Origin of the sequence: Orenia metallireducens (genome assembly GCF_001693735.1) — a bacterium.
Classification (GTDB): Bacteria; Bacillota; Halanaerobiia; order Halobacteroidales; family Halobacteroidaceae; genus Orenia; species Orenia metallireducens.
The window spans coordinates 288,357-312,025 of the sequence record NZ_LWDV01000008.1 but is presented as its reverse complement, the minus strand read 5'-3'; the positions used below and the strand labels follow the sequence as shown (position 1 = coordinate 312,025).

At 33.0% G+C, this 23,669-nt stretch carries 25 protein-coding genes and 1 riboswitch; all 25 genes read right to left on the bottom strand.

Annotation, left to right across the window (positions count from 1 at the left end; all coding sequences use genetic code 11):
- Positions 1 to 13: 13 nt before the first annotated feature.
- Positions 14 to 1,201 (bottom strand): flagellar motor switch phosphatase FliY, encoded by a 1,188-nt coding sequence (gene fliY, locus U472_RS06345; protein ID WP_068716639.1) that lies wholly within the window; start codon positions 1,199 to 1,201, stop codon positions 14 to 16.
- The gene (gene fliM / locus U472_RS06340; RefSeq protein ID WP_068716637.1) at positions 1,194 to 2,204 is read right to left on the bottom strand and encodes a flagellar motor switch protein FliM; all 1,011 of its coding nucleotides are present in this window, start codon (positions 2,202 to 2,204) and stop codon (positions 1,194 to 1,196) included. Before fliM ends, fliY begins: the two co-directional genes overlap by 8 nt.
- A 118-nt stretch (positions 2,205 to 2,322) precedes the next feature.
- On the bottom strand, positions 2,323 to 2,775 hold the full coding sequence (locus U472_RS06335; protein WP_068716635.1) for a flagellar basal body-associated FliL family protein: 453 nt from the start codon (positions 2,773 to 2,775) through the stop codon (positions 2,323 to 2,325).
- Positions 2,768 to 3,490, bottom strand: coding sequence for an OmpA/MotB family protein (locus U472_RS06330; protein WP_068716633.1), 723 nt, complete (start codon positions 3,488 to 3,490; stop codon positions 2,768 to 2,770). Before U472_RS06330 ends, U472_RS06335 begins: the two co-directional genes overlap by 8 nt.
- Entirely contained in the window at positions 3,477 to 4,274 is a 798-nt protein-coding gene (locus U472_RS06325; RefSeq protein ID WP_068716631.1) for a motility protein A, read from the bottom strand. Before U472_RS06325 ends, U472_RS06330 begins: the two co-directional genes overlap by 14 nt.
- A gap of 15 nt (positions 4,275 to 4,289) precedes the next feature.
- Positions 4,290 to 4,481, bottom strand: coding sequence for a flagellar FlbD family protein (locus U472_RS06320; RefSeq protein ID WP_068717266.1), 192 nt, complete (start codon positions 4,479 to 4,481; stop codon positions 4,290 to 4,292).
- 107 nt (positions 4,482 to 4,588) lie between these two features.
- Positions 4,589 to 5,902 carry a flagellar hook protein FlgE gene (locus U472_RS06315; RefSeq protein ID WP_068716629.1) on the bottom strand — a complete coding sequence of 438 codons (1,314 nt, stop codon included), beginning with the start codon at positions 5,900 to 5,902 and terminating at the stop codon, positions 4,589 to 4,591.
- A 142-nt stretch (positions 5,903 to 6,044) separates the two neighbouring features.
- Positions 6,045 to 6,431: a TIGR02530 family flagellar biosynthesis protein gene (locus U472_RS06310; RefSeq protein WP_068716627.1), complete on the bottom strand. Its 387-nt coding sequence runs from the start codon at positions 6,429 to 6,431 to the stop codon at positions 6,045 to 6,047.
- Positions 6,432 to 6,443: 12 nt separating this feature from the next.
- Positions 6,444 to 6,899: a flagellar hook assembly protein FlgD gene (locus tag U472_RS06305; protein ID WP_068716625.1), complete on the bottom strand. Its 456-nt coding sequence runs from the start codon at positions 6,897 to 6,899 to the stop codon at positions 6,444 to 6,446.
- 12 nt (positions 6,900 to 6,911) lie between these two features.
- The gene (locus U472_RS06300) at positions 6,912 to 8,240 is read right to left on the bottom strand and encodes a flagellar hook-length control protein FliK (RefSeq protein ID WP_068716622.1); all 1,329 of its coding nucleotides are present in this window, start codon (positions 8,238 to 8,240) and stop codon (positions 6,912 to 6,914) included.
- A 14-nt stretch (positions 8,241 to 8,254) separates the two neighbouring features.
- Positions 8,255 to 8,797: a MotE family protein gene (locus tag U472_RS06295; protein WP_068716620.1), complete on the bottom strand. Its 543-nt coding sequence runs from the start codon at positions 8,795 to 8,797 to the stop codon at positions 8,255 to 8,257.
- 118 nt (positions 8,798 to 8,915) lie between these two features.
- Complete coding sequence (gene fliJ / locus U472_RS06290; RefSeq protein ID WP_068716618.1) at positions 8,916 to 9,380, bottom strand: flagellar export protein FliJ; 465 nt, start codon at positions 9,378 to 9,380, stop codon at positions 8,916 to 8,918.
- Positions 9,381 to 9,385: 5 nt separating this feature from the next.
- Positions 9,386 to 10,714, bottom strand: coding sequence for a flagellar protein export ATPase FliI (gene fliI, locus U472_RS06285; RefSeq protein ID WP_083189783.1), 1,329 nt, complete (start codon positions 10,712 to 10,714; stop codon positions 9,386 to 9,388).
- The gene (locus U472_RS06280; protein ID WP_068716614.1) at positions 10,704 to 11,483 is read right to left on the bottom strand and encodes a FliH/SctL family protein; all 780 of its coding nucleotides are present in this window, start codon (positions 11,481 to 11,483) and stop codon (positions 10,704 to 10,706) included. Before U472_RS06280 ends, fliI begins: the two co-directional genes overlap by 11 nt.
- On the bottom strand, positions 11,476 to 12,477 hold the full coding sequence (gene fliG, locus U472_RS06275; protein WP_068716612.1) for a flagellar motor switch protein FliG: 1,002 nt from the start codon (positions 12,475 to 12,477) through the stop codon (positions 11,476 to 11,478). Before fliG ends, U472_RS06280 begins: the two co-directional genes overlap by 8 nt.
- Before the next feature lie 15 nt (positions 12,478 to 12,492).
- Positions 12,493 to 14,049: a flagellar basal-body MS-ring/collar protein FliF gene (gene fliF / locus U472_RS06270; RefSeq protein ID WP_068716610.1), complete on the bottom strand. Its 1,557-nt coding sequence runs from the start codon at positions 14,047 to 14,049 to the stop codon at positions 12,493 to 12,495.
- Between the two features lie 31 nt (positions 14,050 to 14,080).
- The gene (fliE, locus tag U472_RS06265; RefSeq protein WP_068716608.1) at positions 14,081 to 14,377 is read right to left on the bottom strand and encodes a flagellar hook-basal body complex protein FliE; all 297 of its coding nucleotides are present in this window, start codon (positions 14,375 to 14,377) and stop codon (positions 14,081 to 14,083) included.
- A gap of 21 nt (positions 14,378 to 14,398) precedes the next feature.
- Entirely contained in the window at positions 14,399 to 14,830 is a 432-nt protein-coding gene (gene flgC, locus U472_RS06260; protein WP_068716607.1) for a flagellar basal body rod protein FlgC, read from the bottom strand.
- 2 nt (positions 14,831 to 14,832) lie between these two features.
- Positions 14,833 to 15,240 (bottom strand): flagellar basal body rod protein FlgB, encoded by a 408-nt coding sequence (gene flgB, locus U472_RS06255; RefSeq protein WP_068716605.1) that lies wholly within the window; start codon positions 15,238 to 15,240, stop codon positions 14,833 to 14,835.
- Positions 15,241 to 16,038: 798 nt separating this feature from the next.
- A riboswitch (cyclic di-GMP riboswitch) is annotated at positions 16,039 to 16,128 on the bottom strand.
- Between the two features lie 284 nt (positions 16,129 to 16,412).
- Complete coding sequence (codY, locus tag U472_RS06250) at positions 16,413 to 17,192, bottom strand: GTP-sensing pleiotropic transcriptional regulator CodY (RefSeq protein ID WP_068716603.1); 780 nt, start codon at positions 17,190 to 17,192, stop codon at positions 16,413 to 16,415.
- 81 nt (positions 17,193 to 17,273) lie between these two features.
- Positions 17,274 to 18,656 carry an ATP-dependent protease ATPase subunit HslU gene (hslU, locus tag U472_RS06245; RefSeq protein ID WP_068716601.1) on the bottom strand — a complete coding sequence of 461 codons (1,383 nt, stop codon included), beginning with the start codon at positions 18,654 to 18,656 and terminating at the stop codon, positions 17,274 to 17,276.
- A gap of 15 nt (positions 18,657 to 18,671) precedes the next feature.
- On the bottom strand, positions 18,672 to 19,199 hold the full coding sequence (gene hslV / locus U472_RS06240) for an ATP-dependent protease subunit HslV (protein ID WP_068716599.1): 528 nt from the start codon (positions 19,197 to 19,199) through the stop codon (positions 18,672 to 18,674).
- Positions 19,200 to 19,321: 122 nt separating this feature from the next.
- Positions 19,322 to 21,415, bottom strand: a complete 2,094-nt coding sequence (topA, locus tag U472_RS06235) for a type I DNA topoisomerase (protein ID WP_068716597.1) — start codon at positions 21,413 to 21,415, stop codon at positions 19,322 to 19,324.
- Positions 21,416 to 21,432: 17 nt separating this feature from the next.
- Complete coding sequence (locus tag U472_RS06230; RefSeq protein WP_245684755.1) at positions 21,433 to 21,957, bottom strand: DUF494 family protein; 525 nt, start codon at positions 21,955 to 21,957, stop codon at positions 21,433 to 21,435.
- A 392-nt stretch (positions 21,958 to 22,349) separates the two neighbouring features.
- A complete protein-coding gene (gene dprA / locus U472_RS06225; protein WP_068716595.1) occupies positions 22,350 to 23,483 on the bottom strand; it encodes a DNA-processing protein DprA in 1,134 nt (377 codons plus the stop codon).
- Positions 23,484 to 23,669: the final 186 nt, after the last annotated feature.

Sequence of the window (23,669 nt, the reverse complement as noted above, 5' to 3'; positions counted from 1 at the left end):
ATCAATCCTTAGATTATAATTTTCTTAAGCGCTCTTCAGAACTTACAATATCAGTTACCCTAAAACCAAAGTTTTCATCAATAACAACAACTTCTCCTTTAGCAATAAGTTTGCCATTAACCAACAAATCTACTGCTTCTCCTGCCAATCTATCCAACTCAATAACAGATCCTGGTCCTAATTCTAAAATATCTTTAATAGACATTCTGGTCTTTCCTAAGCGAACTGTCAATTCTAAAGTTACATCATGAATTAATCTAATATCGTTATTTAATCCCTGTCCTTGGGGCATACCTAATTCATTAAACTCTACTGATTGTACCTCAACATTCTGCTGTGGCATAGGTTGCTGATACATCGGTTGTTGGTACATTGGCTGTTGATACATCGGTTGCTGATACATTTGTTGTTGTGCTTGTTGCTGTTGACCTAGTTGTGGATTCTGTTGCTGCATTCCTTGTTGTGGCTGTTGTTGGTTAGAAGTCTCAGAAGGTTTATCTTCTACACCAGTAGCCATGCTACCCATTAATGCATTTGCTAACTTCTGAGCAAAATCAACAGTCATAACTTGAATAATTTGGCTATCAATTAAATCTCCAATATGCATATCAAAGACTACCTTTACAACTACATCATCGTCATTAACACCTTCTAAATTAAAGATATCAGTACTTAATTCTAACAATTCTGCCTTAGGTGGAGATATATTAATTTTATCCCCTTCAAAAAAGTCAGACATTGACGTAGATGCTGACCCCATCATCTGATTCATTGCTTCTCCTACAGCACTAATATGGAGTTCACTTAACTCCTCAGGAGGTGCAGTACCATCTCCTCCCATCATTAAGTCAGTAATAATTGCAGCATCACTGACTTCAAGTATTAGTTGATTACTACCTTTTAACCCTTCAACATACTGTACATCAACTACAATACAAGGTCTATTATAACTATCAACCAATTCACTTACTGTACTAAATTCTACACGAGGAGTTGTAATCTCTACCTTCTGGTTTAATAAACCATACAAAGCTGTAGCAGCTGAACCCATAGAGATATTAGCAACCTCACCTAACGCGTCCTTCTCTAAATCTGTTAATATGTCTTCCATGTCTATACTATTAGTATTATCATCTACCTCATCTTCAATACCACCATTTAATAAAGCATTGATTTCTTCTTGTGACAAAGCATCATTCATGGTCTTCATCCTCCCAATCATCTTCAGGAATAGCTGAAGTAATTTCTATGGCTAATTTGCTTCCACGCTTTCCTGGTTTTGCAGAAAATTTCTTTCTATTATTGATATATATTATTAAATCTTCAGTCGTTTTAGTGTTGAGCTTAATAACATCTCCTACCTCTAATTGTAATAATTGAGCTACAGTGGTACTTGTTTTACCCAATTGTGCTTCAATTGGTAGCTTAGCTTTACCTAACCTTTGTTTTATCTTATTTAAGCTCTCAACAGCCTTATCCTTTCTTGCTGATGAAAACCAGTATTGAGCACTTAACTTAGATACAATTGGTTCTAAAACGATATATGGTATACTAATATTTATTAGCCCATCAATCTTACCAATTGCTGCTTCAAAGGTAGCTAATATAACCATATCATTATTAGGAACAATTTGAGTAAACTGTGGGTTTGATTCAAGCTCCTTTACCCTAGGTCTTAAATCAACTACATTCTCCCAAGCCTCGCTAAAACTATCCAAAATTGTTTTATTGATCTTTTTCAATACTACCTCTTCAATATCAGTAAATTCCCTAACCATATTCAAGGTTCCTTCAATGTTTCCTCCAAATAGACGCTCAATAATAGCATAACCTATTTTAGGATTAATCTCAATAATAAATTCTCCATGAAGAGGATAGAAATCACAAACAGACAAAATTGTAGGTTGAGGTAAAGAACTTACAAATTCCTCATAAGATAGCTGGTCAATTGATGCAAGCTCAAACTTGGTCATTGTTCTTAATTGGGTAGAAATAGCAGTACTTAATAAGCGAGCAAATCCTTCATAAACCATTCTTAAAGTTCTTAATTGATCCTTAGATAACTTATTAGGATGTTTAAAATCATAAACCTCTACTACTTCTGCTCCATCATCTTTTAACTCTTCTGTTTCTATCTGTCCTGAGGATAATGCTTCTAGTAAAGAATCTATTTCATTTTGGGATAACACTCTATTTGATGACATATTTCTCCCCCTACTCCATTAAAGAATTAAATATAATTATATTTAATCCTCTATAAATCATCATCTTTCTTATATAGTAAACTCTTTTCAGTAAAAATCATAATTTTATTAATAATAGCTATTGAACAACAAATTCAGTAAAGAATACATTTGTTACTTTACCTTTAATCAGGTTTTGATTAATTTTATTCATAATTTCAGTTCTTAACTTTCTAACACCTTCATTAGAATTAATTTGATTATTATCTTTTCCTCTTAATATAGTTATAATTGCATCCCTTATCTGTGGTTGTCTTTCTGTAAGTTCAGCAACTACTTTATCATTACTAACTTCTAAGACAATATTAACTTTAATAAATCTTCTACCATCAGCTAGATTAACTAAAAACTGACCAATTGCTGTAGTAGTTCCTAACTCTTTAGAAGCACCATTTATTTGAGCCTTACTGTTAGCAGCACTTCCTACAAATTTAGTAAACATGAAATATGATGCTCCACTAGCTAATAAGACAGATATAAAGATAGCTAATATAATTATAATTATATTGTTACCTCCCTTTGCTTCACTCATTAATCATCCCCTCCTCTTCATCCAATCTCAATATTATTAAATCTACTCGACGGTTTCTTGCTCTATGATCCTCAGTATCATTATCTACCAATGGTTTATATTTAGAGTATCCTGCAGCCGATAGACGGATAGGATCAATCCCATTATTTTCAATAAAATACCTAATTACGTTAGTGGCCCTTGTCGTAGATAATTCCCAATTAGATGGAAATTTAGAATTACTAATAGGCCAGTTATCAGTATGTCCTTCTACTACTATTTCATTATCTAATCCTTCTATAAAGCCAGCCATCTTATTTAAAATTTGATGGGCACTAGCCTTTATATCAGCTTGACCTAAATCAAATAATACTTTTCCAGTAAAGTGGATAGTTAATCCCCTATCAGTTATCTCTAAACTAATATCATCAGCCAATCCTTCTTGCTCAATATAATTGCTGATCCTACCTTGTAGATTATTAAACTCTCTAAAGCTTGGATTTTGAGCATCAAAACCTGTATCTATCAATGCACCTTCTACTATAGTTTTTCCTCCAGTTAATACTCCAAGTTTACCTTGCAACCCTTCCATCATCATCTGAAACTTTTCAGCATCAATACTAGAAAAGGAATATAATAGTACGAAGAAACATAATAATAGTGTCATCATATCACCATAGGTAGTTAACCAAGAACCACCACTATCCTCCTGCTTTGGTTTATTATCCCGCGGCATTCATACCCCCTCCCTCGTTTTCTGAATTGAGGCCACTTCTAGAACTTGGTGATAAGAAAGCCTTTAATTTCTCTTCTACAATCCTTGGATTCTCTCCAGCTTGTATAGATAAGATCCCTTCAATCATTACCTCTTTAGATAATATCTCTTGCTTACTTTTAACCTTTAATTTTGCTCCTATTGGAATAAAGAAAACATTAGCCATCAGTGAACCATATAAAGTTGTAATCAAAGCTACAGACATTCCAGCCCCTAAAGAGCTTGGATCATCCAAACCAGCTAACATACCAATCAATCCTATCAAGGTACCAATCATACCAAAGGCTGGAGACAACTCTGCACCTGTGTCAAAAACACCTTTATTGACTGAGTGTCGTTCTTCTATAAAGTTTAATTCTGTTTCCATAATACTCTTTACAAGCTGTGGGTCTGTACCGTCAACTATCAACTGTACACCCTTCTTTAAGAAATCATCATCTAACTCATATACTTCTTCTTCTAAAGCAAGCAATCCCTCTCTTCTTGCTTTCTCTGCAAAACTTACTAGAATAGAGATAATATCTCCAGCTTCATTACTCTGTCCAGAAAATGCAATCTTCATTGATACCATAGCATTCTTTAACTGTTTAAAGGAGTAAGATAGAATAATTCCACCTAAAGTTCCCCCAAATACAATTAATATAGAGGCAGGGTCAAAGAACATCATAAGATTTCCCTGCTGAAACATACCTGCTAAAACCAGCATAGTTGCTAATACTAATCCAACAATTGATGCTAAATCCATTCTGTCACCTCACTTTTATTCAGGTCGAAAGGCTATTTTTCTCTTATAGTTAATCACCTTTTCAACCACTTCCTCAACATCTTCTTTAACTACTAATCTATGGTTCGTAGTCAATGTAACCACAGTATCAGGGGTTGATTCTATAGTCTCAATTAACTCTGCATTAATTACTAACTTAGAATTATTTAATCTAGTTAACTCTATAATAACCCTCACATCCTTTATTAAGCAAGTATAAGATAATAAATAATTTTATAATTCCATGCTTATATGATTTTGCGAGTAAAGGGGGACCCCCCCTTTACTCATAAAATTTATCTCTTAAGATTTACTAACTGTTCCAAAATCTGATCTGCAGTTGTAATAACTTTAGAGTTAGCCTGGAATCCACGTTGAGTAGTAATCATTTCAGTCAATTCTGAAGATAAATCTACATTAGACATCTCCAAAGTCCCTGGACTGATAACCCCAGCACTTCCTACCCCTGCTATACCAATTACAGGCTGACCTGAGTTATTAGATTCTGCATACATAGTGTCTGCTTCTTGACTCAAACCAGCAGGGTTATTAAAGGTAGCTACTGCTATTTGCCCTATAGTATCAAGGCGTCCATTATTATAAGAACCAGTTATAACCCCGGCACTGTCAATCTCAATTCCTTCTAATTCACCTGCAGCATAACCATCTACTGTGTCAGCTTTAGCACTCATAGACACATCACCATATTGAGTGAATTCACTAAAATTAAGAGTAATTTCTTGATTAGCTGCTGCTCCTCCAGTTGGGTTGATAATTAACTTAGGTAAAGCAGCTTCTAACTCTGCATCAGTGATACTGCCATTTCCATTTCCATCTAAATTAGTACCATTTATCGATTCAAGATTACCATCAGAGTCAAACACAAGAGTTCCTGTACTAGTCCCAGCATCCACAATATCAGTACCATTATCAGAACTAGCTATTGTATAATCCCATGTATTATCTGCTGTCTTTTCTAATTCTAAATTAACAGTATGTTTAGTACCTAAAGAATCATAAACAGAGATTGAAGTAGTATGTGTCTTATTAATCTCTGAACTAGCATCCAAGTTTCCAGTATAATTAATATTCTCAGTTGCACTAGCTGGCATTGATGAAGTTAAAGATATAGGTTCTAAATCACCATTAATATTTACATCTCTCTTACCATCTCCATCCAAGTCAGAACGAGCCATCCAACCTTGTATATAGAGTCCATTAGCTGAATTAACTAAATATCCCTCCTCATCAAAAGCCGTTGCACCAGATCTAGTATATACTTTACTACCACCATTATCTAAAACAAAGAACCCATCACCTTGAAGTGATAAATCAGTACTAACACCTGTAGATTGAGGACTTCCTTGGGTCATGTTTTGATTAATGCTACCTATCTTAACACCTAACCCTACCTGTTGCGGGTTAGTCCCTCCACGCCCTTCTTGAGGAGATGTAGCACCTTTAATAGTCTGATTTAATACAGTTGTGAAATTAACTCTACTACTTTTAAATCCAGTAGTGTTTACATTAGCGATATTATTTCCAATAACATCAAGCTTGTTAGTATGAGCTTGTAAACCTGATATTGCAGAGTATAATGAAGTTAACATCTATAAAAACCTCCTTATTTTTTCAGTCAAAAGTAATATTTAAGATTAATATCAACAAGGATTCATCTTACTAATTACGGCTATTAGCTAAAGCAAATCACCTCTATCAATCAGTGATTTATAACTTCCCTTTAGGGTCCAGTTATTTCATTATAATAGCACTATCTATATTAGTAAATAAGTTATCCTCCATACTATCCTTATCCATTGCTGTTATTACCGTATTATTCTTTATACTAACAATAAAAGCATTATCATCAATTAAAATCAATGATTCTTTAGCACCTTTGCTCTTTGCCTTATCGATTGCAGTTTCTAATTTATTAATATCTTGATTTGTAAAACCTATATTTCGTGATTGCAACCTCTTTGCAGCATGTTTTGATAATTTCAAACTACCACCATCTGCCAATTCTTTCTTTAATAATTCTTTAAAGTTATTAGCAGCTTTTTCTTGGGTAATATTATTAGATTTTAGCTTAGAACTCTGAGATAAGTGTAAAGAGCGATCAGAATAAATTCTATTCATAGCAACTCCTTTCTAGGATAAAATCTGTGTTATGTTATCTATTGAGTATGATTCTCCTCCAACAATCACACTGATACTTCCTCCTGATAGATCCACTCTTTCAATTTCTCCTGTTATAGTTGTAGTCTCCTCACTCTCTGAATCTATCTTTTCTACGGTCACTTCTTTACCTATCAATTGACCAGCTTGCGAAAATTGTTGATAATTTATAAGACTAGATATACTTGCATTTAAACTTTCTATTGTTGTAGTTAATTTGTCAGATTGCTGTAAAGAAGTATACTCAGTCATTTGTGACATCATTTCACTATTATTCATTGGTTCAGTTGGATCTTGATATTGTAACTCAGTAACTAACAAATTTAAAAAATCATCTGTAGTTAAGCTATTATTGGCTTCTTTAGTAGTCTTTGAATAAGTTTTGATATCTTCAACATTTGTATATGAGGTATTTTGTACTGTACTCATCGTCTTCCCCCTTTAAGCAATATAATCTAAATTATCCATTGGATATTCCTTCTCTTCTTGAGTCTCTTCAGTAGTAAGGTCTTCTTCTATTAAAGCAAATTCTTCTGTATCATCCAAAGTAACCTTCTTACTATCACCTTTGCCCTGATTTTGAGAGAACTCAAACTGTCTATTCTCATTAAAACTTTGGGCTAACTCTTCACCATTATGCCCAGTAGAGACATCAAAGTTCTCTATTTGTAAGTTCTTTTGACCTAAATTATTCCTCAACTTACCTAAGTTACCTTCTAATAACTCCTTTATCTGGCCATTTTCAGCTAAGATTTTAGCTGACACTATACCATCCTTGACAGTAACCTTTAGATGCAATCTACCTAGGGCTTCTGGTCTTAATTCAATAGTAATATCTTTACCTTTATTGTTAGAGACCAAATCAACTTGCTTAGTAATTTGATCAGCTATATTCTTAAATGTGACCTCTTTATTACTCACAATTATTTTATTAGGGCTAGTATTATCTAAAGTTTGAGAATTGTTAACAACAAAGTTTTTAGTAGAGCTAAAGTCAACCTCTTTACTTCCCTGTTGTTCAGAACTAACGATAATATCTTTAGACTTTTCAGTAAAGATTTGTTCACTTTTAGTGACTACCTTATTTTCTTCTACTACTATATCTTTTCCTTTTATATCTATATTACGTTCTACTTTATTCTGATTATCTCTACTTAACCTAGCTATATTACTTTGATTGATTGCCCTATGGTGTATCATTCGTTCTTTTTCACCATCTCCACTATTAATAAATTTCCCTTTTAGATTAGCCAATAGTTCTTTTATCTCTTTTTTAGGGAACAATTCAGAGCCTTCTTTTAAATCCAAATTCTTTAAATCAGATCTCTTTAAATCCAAATTTTTTAAATTAAATTCTTTTAGATCAATTTTTATGAATTTAGACTTAACAGTTTCAAGCCCTTTAATTATTCCTTTAAGTGATTGATTTAATGCTAGTTTCTCACCTTTAGTACCATCTGTTGATAACTTAAGTTCACTAAGCTGATTGATAATATTAGTTAAAGCAGTAATTACCCCTGCTATATCCTCTTGACTAAGGTCTTCAGGATTTTTTTCAATAATTTCCTCTAATTTTTTAATATCTTTCTCATTTAATGTAACCTTATCTTCTGTAGATTTGTCAGAAGCTTTATTAGAAGCTTTTTTAATCTTTTTTTCTAATGAGGATACAAAATCATCATTTTTATCATTCTTCTCTACACTATTATTCTTTGGTGCAGAAGCAGGCTTAGTATTCATCAAGTTCATCATCGAAACCATCTCAGTCATCTTCTCACCTCCTTTCAATAAGATAATTGATTAGATATCTCAACAGCTATAGCTGTATCCATTTCAGATAGTATCTCTGCTACTATCTCTTCATCCATCTTATTTAATATATCGATTACCAATTTCGTATCCAATTTAGGTAATATATCAGCAGACTTCACTGCTTCCATTTCAGCATATACATCTGCTAGACGTTTGACTTTTGCTTTATAATCTCTTGTATCTTCAGTAACTTTTTTAATATCTGCCTGTAAATTAATAATAGTATCTTCTTGTTCTAGCACTTTATTGTCACGAGCCTTTAGCTCTTCTAATAAACTTTGATTCTGTTCTTCTACCTTAAATAACTCATCTTGTAGTTCCTTTAGTTTACCTTCTAACTCTTTATTTTGATCCTTAGTTACCATATAATCAGCAATTACAGGAATACTCTTCGCCTCTGCCAATACTTTCTCTTTAATGTCTTCAAATGTAAAGACTTTAAAGTAATCTAACAAAAATAGTGTTGCTCCAGCTAAAATCAGTAATATTAATATTCCTAGGAGTACCTTCTTCATCGATTACTTCCTCCTAAATTTATATTTATCTATATAGGCATCCAAATTCAAAATAAAATCTATAAAGTAATGATTATAAAATCTAGCCTAAATACACTTCACAAAATTATATAAAAAATTAAATAAGTCCATCTAAACTCTTCTCTTTACGATTAAATTTATTTGTAGCAAGCTCATCATTTAATTTCTGTTCTTCTGCTAAAAAATTCTTCCAATATTCTTCATGCTTTCTCTCTTTTAACTTAGCTAAAACCTTCTTCTCTTTGGTCTTAGCAAGTAATTTTTTACGACATTTACTTATCTCTTCATCCCAATGTTCCAATTTCAGCTTTAAATCTTCTATCATACCTTGTAAATATTTAATATATTCACGAGATCTTAAAGCATTAATCAAATTGACAGATTCTTCCTCAGATTCCTCTAAATTTCTCTGTATCTGACTTTTATCATGCTTAAAAGAGTTAATCTTATCTTCTACCCTTTGGCGTTGTTGCATTAACTCAGCTAACTCTTTTTTAATAGATTCCTCCTCTTGCTCTTTTAAATCTAAGATAGATTGCAGCCTAAAACTGAACTTCTTCAATTACATCACTCTCCAACAAAGATACTTGTCAACCAACTAATTGTATCTTTATAACTACTAGTTTCATTAACTCCTTGTCTTAAAAACCTATTAACCTCATCTAATTTATCAAGAGCATAATCTAATTTAGAATCATTACCAGCTTCATAGGCACCTATAGTAACTAAATCTTTTGCTTCTTCATAAGTTGCTAAAACACTTCGTAATTTGCTAGCAGCCTTCTTATGTTCATCACTAATAATTTCCCCCATAACACGACTGGCACTCTGTAAGATATCTACAGCAGGATAATGATTCTTGGCTGCCAAACTTCTAGATAAGATAACATGTCCATCCAAAATACCTCTAACAGCATCTGCAATAGGTTCATTCATATCATCACCTTCTACCAATACCGTATACAGCCCTGTAATTGTACCTTTGTCATTTGTCCCTGCTCTCTCCATCAATTTAGGCAATATTGCAAATACCGATGGAGTATATCCTCTAGTAGCAGGAGGCTCACCTACAGCCAAACCTACCTCACGTTGGGCCATAGCAAATCTAGTCACAGAGTCCATCATTAACATTACATCTTTTCCTTGATCTCTAAAATATTCGGCAATAGTAGTAGCAACCAGTGCCCCCTTTAATCTTACTAAGGCAGGCTGATCTGAAGTAGCCACAACTACCACAGACTTCTTTAAACCCTCAGATCCCAAATCACGCTCAATAAAATCTCTAAGTTCCCTTCCCCGCTCACCAATTAAGGCAATTACATTTATATCTGCACTAGTATTTCGGGCAATCATTCCTAAGGTTGTACTCTTTCCTACTCCACTACCAGCAAAGATACCAAGCCTTTGACCTTTACCACAAGTCAACAGACCATCTAGGCTTCTAATTCCTAATGATAAAGGTTCTGTAATTCTCTTTCTAGTAAGGGGATTTGGAGGAGTATTATATACAGGATATTCATCTAGTTTCACATCAGATGCAAAATCAGATATAGGATTACCCAGCCCATCTAATACTTGACCCAATAATTGATTTCCAACCTTCACCATCAGGGGATGACCAGTAGCAAAAACTTTACAGCCTGGACCAATTCCATTCATTTCACCCAAAGGCATTAATAAGACAGTGTTATCCTTAAATCCCACAACCTCCGCTTGAATAAGTTCTTGACTAAATTTTGGTTGAATCAAACACTTCTCATCTAAATGTACATTAGGACCTTCAGATTCGATGATCAGACCTGCTACCCTTTTAACCTTACCAAAGGTCTTGATTGTACTAACCTCTTCTAATCGCTCAATTAAATTATCTAGACCTAACAGTGAATTACTCATCATTATCCACTTCCAATAATCTAGCCTCAATCTCTGCTAATTGAGAATCTATAGTAGCATCAAAGCCACCAAAATCAGTCTCTATAATACAACCACTGCTTTGAATATTTTCGTCACTGACTATTTTAACCCTCTCTAGACCATTGTTTGAGGATATCAATTCTTCTTTATAAGTAGCTAAGATTTCTATATCACTAGGAGCAACTCTAATCACAATCTCTTCCTCTCCATCTAATAAACTAATGGTTTTTTGTATTATCCCTTTAAGTAATTCAGCATCAATCTTTAACTCTCTACCGATTATCTTCTTACTAATTGCAATAGCTAATCTTATTAAATCCTCTTTAAATTCTGATTCTCTCTCTTCTAAACTTTGGTTAAATTCAACTACTTTCTGATCAAGATTAATTATCAGGTTCTGTAGTTGAGTAACCCCTTTATTTAAGCCTTCTTCTCTTCCTAATTGTAGACCTTGCTGATAACCTTCAGCTTTACCTTGTTCAATAACTTCTTGTATCTTCTGTTGAGTCTGAGAGTTTAAATTAGCAACCTCTTTCTCTGCATTTGTTAGTATATCCCTAGCCTTTGCTTGAGCTTGACTCACAATACTTTCAGCCTCTTCTTTAGCCTCTTTTAATAACTTATCTCTATCTATCATAGGCTGATTATCATCATTATCCTTCTTATTATCTATAACTCGCTGTATCCTACTATTATTAATAGTTACTTTTTCACCTGACTTAACTAGAGGTGATTTGATGATATTAGACAACGACCTCATCCTCTCCACCACGATTAATGATGATTTCGCCAGCCTCTTCTAGTTTTCTAATCTGACCTACAATCTTCTGTTGGGCCTCTTCTACATCACTTATTCTTACAGGTCCTAGATATTCAATGTCCTCTTTTAACATTTCAGCAGCTCTCTTAGATTGGTTGTTGAATATCTTTTCAGCAACCTCATCACTTACTGTTTTAAGAGCTAATGCCAAATCATCGGTATCAATTTGTCTCAATAAAATCTGTATGTCTCTATCAGTTAACAATATAATATCTTCAAAGACGAACATCTTCTGTCTAATATCTTCAGCCAATTCTGGATTCTGTTCATCTAAGTCTTCTAGTATCTTCTTCTCTGTAGCCCGGTCAGCAAGGTTTAAAATATCTACAATTGTATCAATTCCACCAGCAACTGTATATTCATTAGTCATTAGAGATGATAACTTCTGTTCTAATACTCTTTCAACCTCTTTAATAACATCAGGGCTAGTTCTTTCCATGATAGCAATCCTCTTAGCTACCTCTGTCTGCTTCTCATAAGGTAAGGAAGACATAATAATTGCAGCTTGTTGAGGAGCTAAATAAGCTAAAACTAAAGCAATAGTCTGGGGATGCTCATTTTGAATAAAGTTTAAAATCTGACTAGGGTCAGTCTTCCTTAATTGATCAAAGGGTCTTACCTGTAAAGACGCAGTTAAACGATCTATAATATCATTAGCTTTATTCTGCCCTAAAGCCTTCTCTAATACCTCTCTAGCATAATCCATACCACCATGACTTATATAATCGTAGGCAACACACATCTGATGAAATTCATCTAAAACCCCATCTTTAACATCTGCTGGTACTTTATCTAAGTTAGCTATCTCTAGGGTAAGATCCTCAATCTCATCATCATTTAAATGCTTAAATACCTCTGCTGATGCATCAGGTCCTAAAGAAACTAATAAAATAGCTGCTTTCTCTTTACCAGTTAAATTCGCCATCTCTCTCCCCTCCTATCAATCATCAGATAACCAACTTTTAATTAGTCCAGCAATCTCTTCTGGCTGTTCACTGATTATATTGCGTAATTGATTTTGTAATTTCTGTCTTTCTCTCTCTTCTGGTGTTAAGCTACCAGCCACAGCAAATTCTTCTTCTGCTTCATCAATTAAGTAATTGATATTTTCCCCTACTTGACTGTTATCATCTTGAGAATTTTTCTTTCTAGCCATTATAATTACTAATAGAATAATTAAAACTCCTACAATACCTAATAGAGAGAACAAGAATACTCTCTTTCTTGCTTCTGCTGCTTCCATCTCTTGTTGAGTCATAATATCTAAATCATTATTAAAGTCATAACCAATAACAGTAATTTGATCTCCTCTACTAGAATCATAACCAACAGCAGTAGAAATCAATTGTGTAATTGCATCTTTCTTCTCTGCACTTAGCTCTTTTTGAGCAGTATCAACACTTACTGCTACAGATAATCTTTCAATAGTTCCTGGAGATTGAACATACCTCTCCACCTCTTCATTAATTTCATAATTTACTATCCGCTCTTCTTTGTTATGCTGATTCTGTTGTTGATTATTTATCTTATATTGAGGTAGGTTAGATGTAGTTCCTGGCACACCTTCTGGGCTGATAGTAGTACCTACACTACTCTCTTCTTTGGTCTGCTCACTACGTATAATTCCCTCATCACCTACAACTGGCTGATATCTTTTACTCTCTATATTTCTTTTATCAAAATTCAAAGTTGCATTAACTGTAAGAGAGAACTTGTCCACTCCTAATACCTTAGTTAACATTACATTTAAATCTCTCTCGATATCATCTTCAAGCTTCTTCTTTAAGTCTAACTTATCACTAACATCAGACTTTTCTTCATTATTCTCTAACATAGCTGATAACAAGTTTCCTGCTGTATCCACAATCGTTACCTTATCAGGGGTCAAACCTTCCACCCCACTAGCAACTAAATTGGCTATAGCTCTAATCTCTTTAGTTGTCAACTTACTATATTCTTTTAATCTTAACACTATAGATGCCTTCGCTGGTTCTTCATTATCAGTATAAAGGCTAGTTTTACTTGGAGTAATCTGTACTTTAGCATAAATAACTTTATCTAACTGTTGAATAGTTCTTGTTAACTCACCAGACAAAGCACGTATATGATTAATCTTCATTTCATAATCAGTAGTCCCTAGTTGATTACGATCAAACAATTCAAAGCCCACACTACCACCAGTTGGTAACCCTTGGCTAGCTAAATCCAATCGCAAATTATGAACCTGTTTCTTAGGAACTAAGATTGTGGTACCATTGCCTTCAAGTTTATAAGAAACCTGATTTTCTTTTAATTTAGCTACAATACCACCAGCGTCTTTTACAGTTAAATTATTGAATAAAACTGTATATTCTGGTTTACTAGCCCAATTTGCTAATAATAACATTCCAACAAATGTAAATAAAACAGACACAATGATTACTATTTTAGCCTTTTTGTCAAAATTATTCCATAAATTTTGCATCTGCTCCCTTATTTGCGATAAATTTTTAACCATATTTACACCCCAATCTCACTGAACAAATACATTAAACCTGTATCCTCATAACTTCTTTATATGCATCTATCGCCTTCCTTGTTATAGCAGTCGTTAGTTCTAATGAAGTTTTTGCTTTTTGACCAGCTATCATAACCTCATGAATACTATCAACTCGACCTAAGACTAAATCTTCATTAGCTTTGTTGGAAGCTTCTTGTAATTTATTTACATCTCTTAAGGAATTTTTTAACATTTCAGCAAAAGATGTTCTTTTATCATCTTTATTATTCTTATCAAATGTATCTAGTTTTAAAAGACTTTGATTAGTTATATTGTCAACTTTCATCAGTTATACCTCCCCATAAATTTAGCTACCAATCTTTAAAGCACTCTGCGCCATTGCCTTAGCTGAATTCATCGCAGTAACATTGGCCTCATATGCTCTAGTAGCTGAAATCATATCGGTCATTTCAGAAACAATATTGATATTTGGCATCTTTACATATCCATTTTGATCAGCCTCTGGATGATTAGGATTATACATTAGCTTAAATGGTTCTTTACTATCTTCAATAGCAACAACCTGGACACCACTTCCAACACTGTTATTATTTTTATTTAGCTTACTTATCTCTTCTTGTAATTTAGCAGCAAACACAGGCATTTTACGACGGTATGGTTCTCCATCTTCAGATTTAGTAGTATTAATATTAGCAATATTACTAGAAATAAGATCCATTCTTAACCTCTGTGCTGTTAGACCTGAAGCACTTATATTTATCCCATTAAACAGCCCCAATTCTATCTACCTCCTTGTCGTATAACCGTTTGTAAACCTTTGAACTTACTAGATATTCTCTGTACTAGAGCTTGATATTCTAAAGTGTTTTTAGCTAACATTGACATTTCAGCATCTATATCGACATTATTCTCATCATTTCTAATAGAAGTATTCTCTTCAGTTCTAACCTTACCTTCAAAAGAAGTTAAATTTCGAGAGTTAATAGATATATGTTTATCGTTAGTTACAGCCAAATCATTTCTATTCTCTAACAAATTTGCTAATTCATTTTTAAAAGATACATATTGCCTTTTATACCCAGGCGTATCTACATTAGATATGTTGTTAGATATAGCATCATGATTTTTAGACAATGCATCTAAACTCTTTTCTAAAATAACAAAATTCTTATTGTTAAATATTTTCATCAAACATATCCTCCTTAACTAGTCTTGATATATTTTATTACAGTACTAATATTCTAAATTAATATGATACCTTTATAGCTTATAGAATTTCTTAAAACTTACTTTCGCTACTTACTCTCCTAACTTCGACTTTACTTTTAAAATTCCTTCAAAAAAATATAACCAATAACCATATATAGTCACCAATAAAGATTTTTTATCAAATTAATATTATTTATAACTGCCCTTATTACTTATAAATTTCAGATCTATTCCACTAAATGCACTAACATATGTTATTTATTGCTAAAGTATTATCTCCTTTAACTGGTGCTATATGTAGATTTGCTAGCTTCAACTTACATGAAATTTGTCGAACAGATAAGAAATCGATTTATTCTCATTAATTTCCTTAAATTTCTCCATAAATATACTATTTTTAAATAAAACTAGACTTACTATATAAAGGTAACTTGCATAAGACAGTACCAAACTATCCTAATATTAAATTCACTTACTTTAAAGTATAATATTTTTACTCTTTAATTTTATAGGTATCATTATAAATTGTCAAACTTATTAAACTGCATCAAACTAGTACTTTGTTATAATGTTTAAATATTAATCCAAGGCAAACAAAAATTATATCGGGATAGAATATATTACCTAAAAACAACCATACTTTTTGAAATAAATGTTTTAAATTAAGAAGCTCTAATAATTAAATAAGATAGGTTGCTTTAAATTATTATTAAGACAAAAAACTATTCCCCAAAATATATGAAAGGAATAGCATACAATTATACACTCCTAACCTCTTTTGGTAATCTGGCAATCATAGTATACGATACATACCTTAGACCCTCAGTTTTGCGACCTTATCTTTCGATAAGTGTGCCCTTTACAAAAAAAATTATTAGTAACTATTTATCTGTTATACCCTAATTAAAACATCTTTAGATATAGAATTCCATTTTGATTTTTAAGGTATATTAATCTAATATAAATAATTATATCTTTATATTATAATACCTTTTTAATTTTCAATAATAATTTTAACAACATATGTAAAAGCCAACAATTATATTATATCTTAAGGGGATTTTAACATCAAATCTTTAAGATAATAAACTATTCAACACAAAGAGAAAGTATAAGAATATTCTTATACTTCCTCTTTTTATTCTAAAATTTTACTTAAATTTATCTAACCCCTCAATTAAGCGGTCATTTAAAATTTTAATATATGTTCCCTTCATCCCTAAGGATTTAGATTCTATTACACCAGCACTTTCAAATTTTCTTAAGGCATTAACTATAACAGAACGGGTGATTCCAACCCTATCTGCAATCTTACTTGCTACCAATAAACCCTCTGTACCATCTAATTCTTCAAAAATATGTTCAACAGCTTCTAATTCAGAATATGATAGAGTCTGTAGAGCAATATCTACTGCTGCTCTTTTACGAGCCTCCTCTTCCATCTTTTCACTTCTTAACCTCAGTATCTCCATACCAACTACAGTAGCCCCATACTCTGCTAATAATAAATCATTAGAATCAAATTCTTTACCAAATCTAGCAGCTATTAAAGTGCCTAACCTTTCTCCCCCACCATTAATAGGAACAACCGTTGTTAGCTTATGTTTAAAGATACAGTCTTCCTTATCCTTAAATACACAAAGCCCTTCTTGCTGCTCATAATTAGAACGAGTATGATAGATACCTAACAACCACTCATTATAACTCTCAGGGAACTGCTCTGAACTAATAACCTCTTCAAACATCAAATCACATTCAAAAGCATCAATCAAAGTATACCCTAATAACTTTCCATTTTCATTTACTATGTACACATTAGCCCCAATAGTCTCACTTAAGATATGAGACATCTCCTTAAAGTTAACAGGATGACCAGCAGATTTTTGAATCAACCTATTTATCTTACGGGTCTTGTTTAGTAACTCTTCCATAGACTTTTCCCCCTTGACTCTCACCCATTTTACATTGGAGTTAATCAAATTATACACAAATCATGCTTTTATTTCAAATAATTATAATATATATTTACTTAAATCTTTATCCTCGACTATATTGTCTAGTTTATCTTTAACATAGCTTCTATCTATGACTATCTTCTTCTCTTCAATATCTGGGGCTTTAAAGGATAACTCCTCTAGTAATTTCTCTATGATAGTATGCAACCTTCTTGCACCTATATTCTCTGTCTGCTCATTGACTCTAAAAGCTATCTCTGCCAATTCATCAATAGCATCCTCTGTAAAGCTTATATCTACATCCTCAGTCTTCAATAAAGCTTTATATTGTTTAATTAATGCATTCTGTGGTTTAATCAATATCTCCTTAAAATCTTCCTTTGATAAACTATTTAATTCTACTCTAATTGGAAATCTTCCTTGTAATTCTGGAATTAAATCTGTAGGACTAGCTACATGGAAGGCACCTGCAGCAATAAATAGCATATGGTCTGTTCTTACTGGTCCATATTTAGTCATTACAGTAGAACCTTCTACTATAGGTAGGATATCCCGTTGTACCCCACCTCGAGAGACATCTGCATTAGAAGACATTTTGTGCCCTGCTATCTTATCGATCTCATCTAAGAAGATAATACCTGACTCCTCTACCCTATGAATAGCCTCTCTACTGACTTCATCCATATCAATTAACTTCTGGGCCTCTTCTTCTTTTAAAATCACTTTAGCTTCTTCGATAGTTACCTTACGCTTCTTCTTTTGGTTTGGGAACATCCCTCCAAAGATATCTTGGAAGTTAACACCCATCTCTTCTACACCAGCTCCAGAGAAGATTTCAACCATTTGGGAAGGGGTATCCTCTACCTCAATCTCTACAATTCTATCATCTAACTCTCCCAATCTAAGCTGATGGCATAATTTATTACGTTGCCTTTCAAAGCGTTCTTCCCTCTCATCATTAAAATTATTTTCCTCTTCTCCTTCTCCAAATAATGCACCAAAGGGATTGCTCCCTCTCTTTTTAGGTCTTGGTAAGAGTAGATCTACAATTCTCTCTTCTGCTAATTTAACTGCCTTATCTTCAACTCGCTCCATCTTCTCTTTCTTTACCATTCTAATAGCAATCTGTAATAGATCCCTAATCATAGATTCAACATCACGACCAACATAACCAACCTCTGTGAATTTGGTTACTTCAACCTTAATAAAGGGGGCTTTAGCCAATTTAGCCAACCTTCTAGCTATTTCAGTCTTTCCAACACCTGTTGGTCCAATCATTAAAATATTCTTCGGGACAACCTCATCTTTCAATTCGGCAGGTAATTTCTTTCTTCTATATCTATTTCTGATTGCAACAGCAACTGATTTCTTAGCATCACTTTGTCCAATAATATATTTATCCAAACTCTTTACTATCTCCTGAGGAGTTAACTCTTCCATTTTCTAGCCTCCTTATTAAATCTCCATCACAGTAATATTATCATTGGTATAAATACAAATATCTGCAGCTATCTTCAAAGACTTCTCAGCAATCTCTGAAGGAGTCAAGTTGGAATATTCTATCAAAGCTCTTGCAGCAGCTAAAGCATATGAGCCCCCTGAACCAATAGCTGTCACACCATCATCAGGCTCAATTACATCTCCAGTTCCTGAAATAACAAGTAGAGATTCTTTATTAGCAACGATTAATAAAGCTTCTAACTTCCTTAACATCTTATCAGTTCTCCACTCTTTAGCCAGTTCTACTGCTGCCCTTTCTAGATTACCACGATACTCTTCTAGCTTCATCTCAAACTTCTCAAACAGAGTAAAAGCATCGGCTGCTGCCCCTGCAAATCCAGCCAATACCTTCCCATTATAGATCTTCCGAACCTTTCTAGCTCCATGCTTCATTACCGTATGCTGCATAGTAACCTGACCATCACCAGCTATAGCCACTATATCATCTTTCTTTACAGCTATCACAGTAGTTGCTTCAAACATAATTTTTCACCTCACTTATAAATTTAATTTGTAATTAACAGTATAGTTTAGGTTTAAGACAGAATATTTATTTTCATATCTTGAACCTACTCAAACTTAATCTTAGACTAGTTACTTAACTCTTACTCTTCATCATCTACAATCTTTTCATAACCACACTCTTTATTTGTACAGTATAATTTAGTCTCTTTTTTAGTACTCTTTCTTAGTAAGAAATTATTTTCACACTCAGGGCATTCCTCTTCAACAGGCTCATCCCAACTCATAAATTCACAATCGGGGTAGTTACTACAACCATAAAAGACCTTACCCTTTTTACTTTTACGCTTTACTATCTCTCCATCACCACAATCTGGACACTCTATCCCTACTTTATTTAAGAAAGGCTTGGTATTCTTGCAATCAGGATACCCTGGGCAAGCTAAAAACTTACCATATCTACCGTATTTAATTACCATGTTCTTTCCACATTTTTCACAGATTTCATCGGTCTCTTCTTCCATTGAAACACTTTCCATATTCTCATAAGCCTCTTCAAGTCTGTGTTCAAAAGGAAAGTATAAATCATTCAATAACTTAACCCAATCTACCTTACCTGATTCAATCTCATCTAAATCACTCTCTAGTTTAGCTGTAAACTCTATATCAGTAACCTGTGGAAAATGTTCTGATAATAGTTCATTAACTACCTTTCCTAATTCTGTTGCTATAAATTTACCACTTTTCTTCTCTACATAACCACGATTTTGGATAGTTCCAACTATCGTAGCATAAGTACTTGGACGCCCAATTCCTTTCTGCTCTAAAACCTTTACTAGCTTCGCTTCTGTATAACGTGCTGGTGGTTGAGTAAAGTGCTGTTCAGGAATAACCTTAAGTAAATTAACCTTCTCTCCTTCTTCTAGTTCTGGTAAAAGCTCATCTTTAGTACTCTGTTTACTGGTATCCACCTTCAAAAATCCAGCAAATAACTCTATTGAGCCTCTAGCCAATAAAGAGTACCTACCACCTCTAATATCAACAGTTAAAGTCTTATAGACTGCTGGACTCATCTGACTTGCTACAAAGCGTTCCCAGATTAATTTATATAGTTTATATTGTTCCTTATTTAAGTAATCTTTTACCTTATCTGGGGTTCTGTGTACCGAAGTAGGTCTAATCGCTTCATGGGCATCTTGAGAGCCTGATTTGGCTTTATAGCTTTTAGGCTTTTTGGATAAATACTTGTCACCATACTCACCTTTAATAAAATCTCTTAATTGCCCTTTAGCTTCATCGGAAATTCTTGTAGAGTCGGTTCTCATGTAGGTAATTAGACCTACAGTTCCATCAGCCCCTAGCTCTAAACCTTCATATAATTGTTGGGCTACATACATAGTCTTCTTAGTTGTAAAGTTAATTTTGTTAGCAGCTTGTTGTTGTAAAGTACTTGTGGTAAAGGGTGGAGATGGATAGCGCCTCCTTTGCTTCTCTTCAATCTTATTAATCTTTAAATCTTCTTCTTTTAACTCCTTAGAAATCTTATCTGCTTCTTCTTGGTTTGCTATCCTAAACTTCTTATTATCGATTCTATGTAACTTGGCATCAAACTCTTCTTTGCCCTCTACTTTAACTTTAGTATCGATTGTCCAATATTCTTCTGGAACAAAATTATCAATCTCTTCTTCTCTATCGCAGATAATCTTAACTGCTACAGATTGGACCCGCCCAGCACTTAACCCTTTTCTGACCTTCTGCCATAATAATGGGCTTAACTTATAACCAACCAATCTATCTAAAATCCTTCTAGCTTGTTGAGCATTTACTCTGTCTATATCAATAGAGCGGACTTCTTTTAATGCTCTTTGAATCGCATCTTTGGTTATCTCATTAAACTCTATTCTACATTCACTCTTCTCATCTATCTTTAAAGCATGAGCTAAATGCCAAGAAATAGCTTCTCCTTCACGGTCAGGGTCTGTTGCTAACAGTACATCTTCTGCTTTCTTAGCTTTCTTTCTCAAATTTTGTAGGGTCTTTCCTTTACCTCTAATAGTAATATATTTAGGTTCAAAATCATTCTCAGTATCTACACCCAATTGGCTTTTGGGTAAATCAATCACATGACCCATTGAGGCCTCTACTTCAAATCCTCTGCCCAAAAACTTGCTGATTGTCTTGGCTTTAGCTGGAGATTCTACAATTACCAATTTCTTCTTTTTCTTGGATTTAGGCATTTTAACACCTCCATAACTTAATTTAAATATTTATCCTCTGTATCAATAATCTCTTGAAATTCATTAATTTGATTGGTAATAGCAAGTAATCTTAAATCATTATCAATTACCTCTTCTAATATATCCCAAAACTCTGTAATACCAATGACTTTATCCTGCTCTACTAAGGATCTAGCTATTATTCTTTCTAATTCCTCTTCTTTGATTAAATTTAAAGTATTAAGCTTAATGATAATTCCTTGTACCTCTAGACTAAACTTAAATCTTTCTCTAAAATCAAGTACCCTCTGTCTAAATTTATTGACCTTAACTTTATTTCTTTTCTGCTCTTTTTCTGGTAAGTCTATTATTTCCGAAGAAGAAAATATAAATTCAAAAGCTTGATTAATCTCATCTAAGTCATAGCCTTCATCCCTTAAAGAGTTAATCAACCTCTCTTCATCTCTAATAACATCTCCATCATATAATAGTCTTCTTACTAGTTGACTAATTATTTCAAATATATTCTGATTCATGTTTATGTATCTGTATGGTAAAATCACTTACCATACTTCCTCCTTTCTTTACCTTTAATAATTCTTCTTTTATGTAAGATAATTAATCTCATATGCTGTTAACCAAGATGATTTACTAATAGTCTTGTTTCTTATTATAGTATTTATAGAAGGCTTATGTTTAGAGAATAGATATAAAAGTATATAAATTAGTACTATAATTACTTCTCCTAATTAATTTTTCAGCATAACTAACATTATAATCAACTAACTGAACAAAGGTTTCTATAATATAATCATCTACTCTACTATTAATATAATTATGTAAAGATATCTAGAATAGAATTAATTTCAAAAATTTCATAATATTAATACACAATAATATTTAATCTATCCTATATAGCTCTAAAGAATTTAATAGCTAAATAAGAATAAACTATCTAATTAGCTAATCTAAACCTCTTTCCAGGCAGCTGTTCTATTATCCCTTCAATCTCTAATTCTAGTAAGATTGTATTTAGCTGTGCTGAATTTAGGGGAAGAGTATTCAATAAATATTCAAACTGTTGAGGGGTATAAGATAATCTATTATATACTATTTTCTGCTTTTCATTTAATTCCTTCATTAATTTACTATTTGTGGTTTCTAGCCCATTATCCTTCTGTAAATCTGCACTAGATTCTTCAGCGGAACTACTTATAGTCTCTAATAAAGGCAATTCTTCTAAAATATCATCTATATTTTGCACCAATTTCGCTCCAGTTTTTATCAACTTATTAGTACCTTTGCTCTGCTCTCTTGTAATATCCCCTGGAATTGCAAAGACTTCTCTACCCTGCTCTAAAGCCATTTCAGCAGTAATTAATGAACCACTCTTCTTGGTAGCCTCTACAACAACTGTCCCTAAAGTTAACCCACTAATTATTCTATTTCTAACAGGAAAATTCTTAGCATAAGGTCTAGTACCTAAAGGAAAAGGGCTGAGAATAGCTCCTTCTTCAGCTATCCTTTTAGCAAGAGTTGTATTTTCAGGGGGATAAATATTATCAATACCTGACCCTAAAACTGCATAAGTTATACCACCTTCTAAAGCACCCTGATGAGCAAAAGTATCTATTCCTCTAGCCATACCACTAACAATGCTTACTCCTAACTCAGTCAATCTTTTACTGAGCTTATTAGCTATAGCCTTACCATAGGTCGTATATTTTCTAGAACCAACAACTGATAATGATGGTCTGTTAATTTTAGATAAATCACCTTTATAATATAGTATAGGAGGAGAATCATATATCTCCTTTAATAATTTAGGATAACATTTATCTGCCAAAGTTACAACCTTAACTCCAAATTTATTTAAACTTATATACTCTTTTTCAAAGTCAAATTTATCTTTTGAAGTGATAATTCTCTTCCCTAAAGATATTCCAATCCCTTCAGCAGCAGTTATTTCTTCTATACTCGCTTCCCAAATACCTTTAGCATCAGCAAAATAGTCTAATAACTTCTTAACTTTGATAGGACCTAAACCCTTAACCTTATTTAACCAAATCCAATAAAGTTTATCTTCCATCTTTTCTCCCTCCTACTTGCCTAATTTTTTAGAATTTTAAAATTAAACAGTAGGTTATTATCCCAACTATATTCCATATTTATACATCAAATCAAAAACATCCTTCTCTATCCTCTAAATTAACTAAGGTTTATTCTAAAATAAAGATAAAAAAGAAGTCTTATTTTAATAAGACTTCTTTCAGGC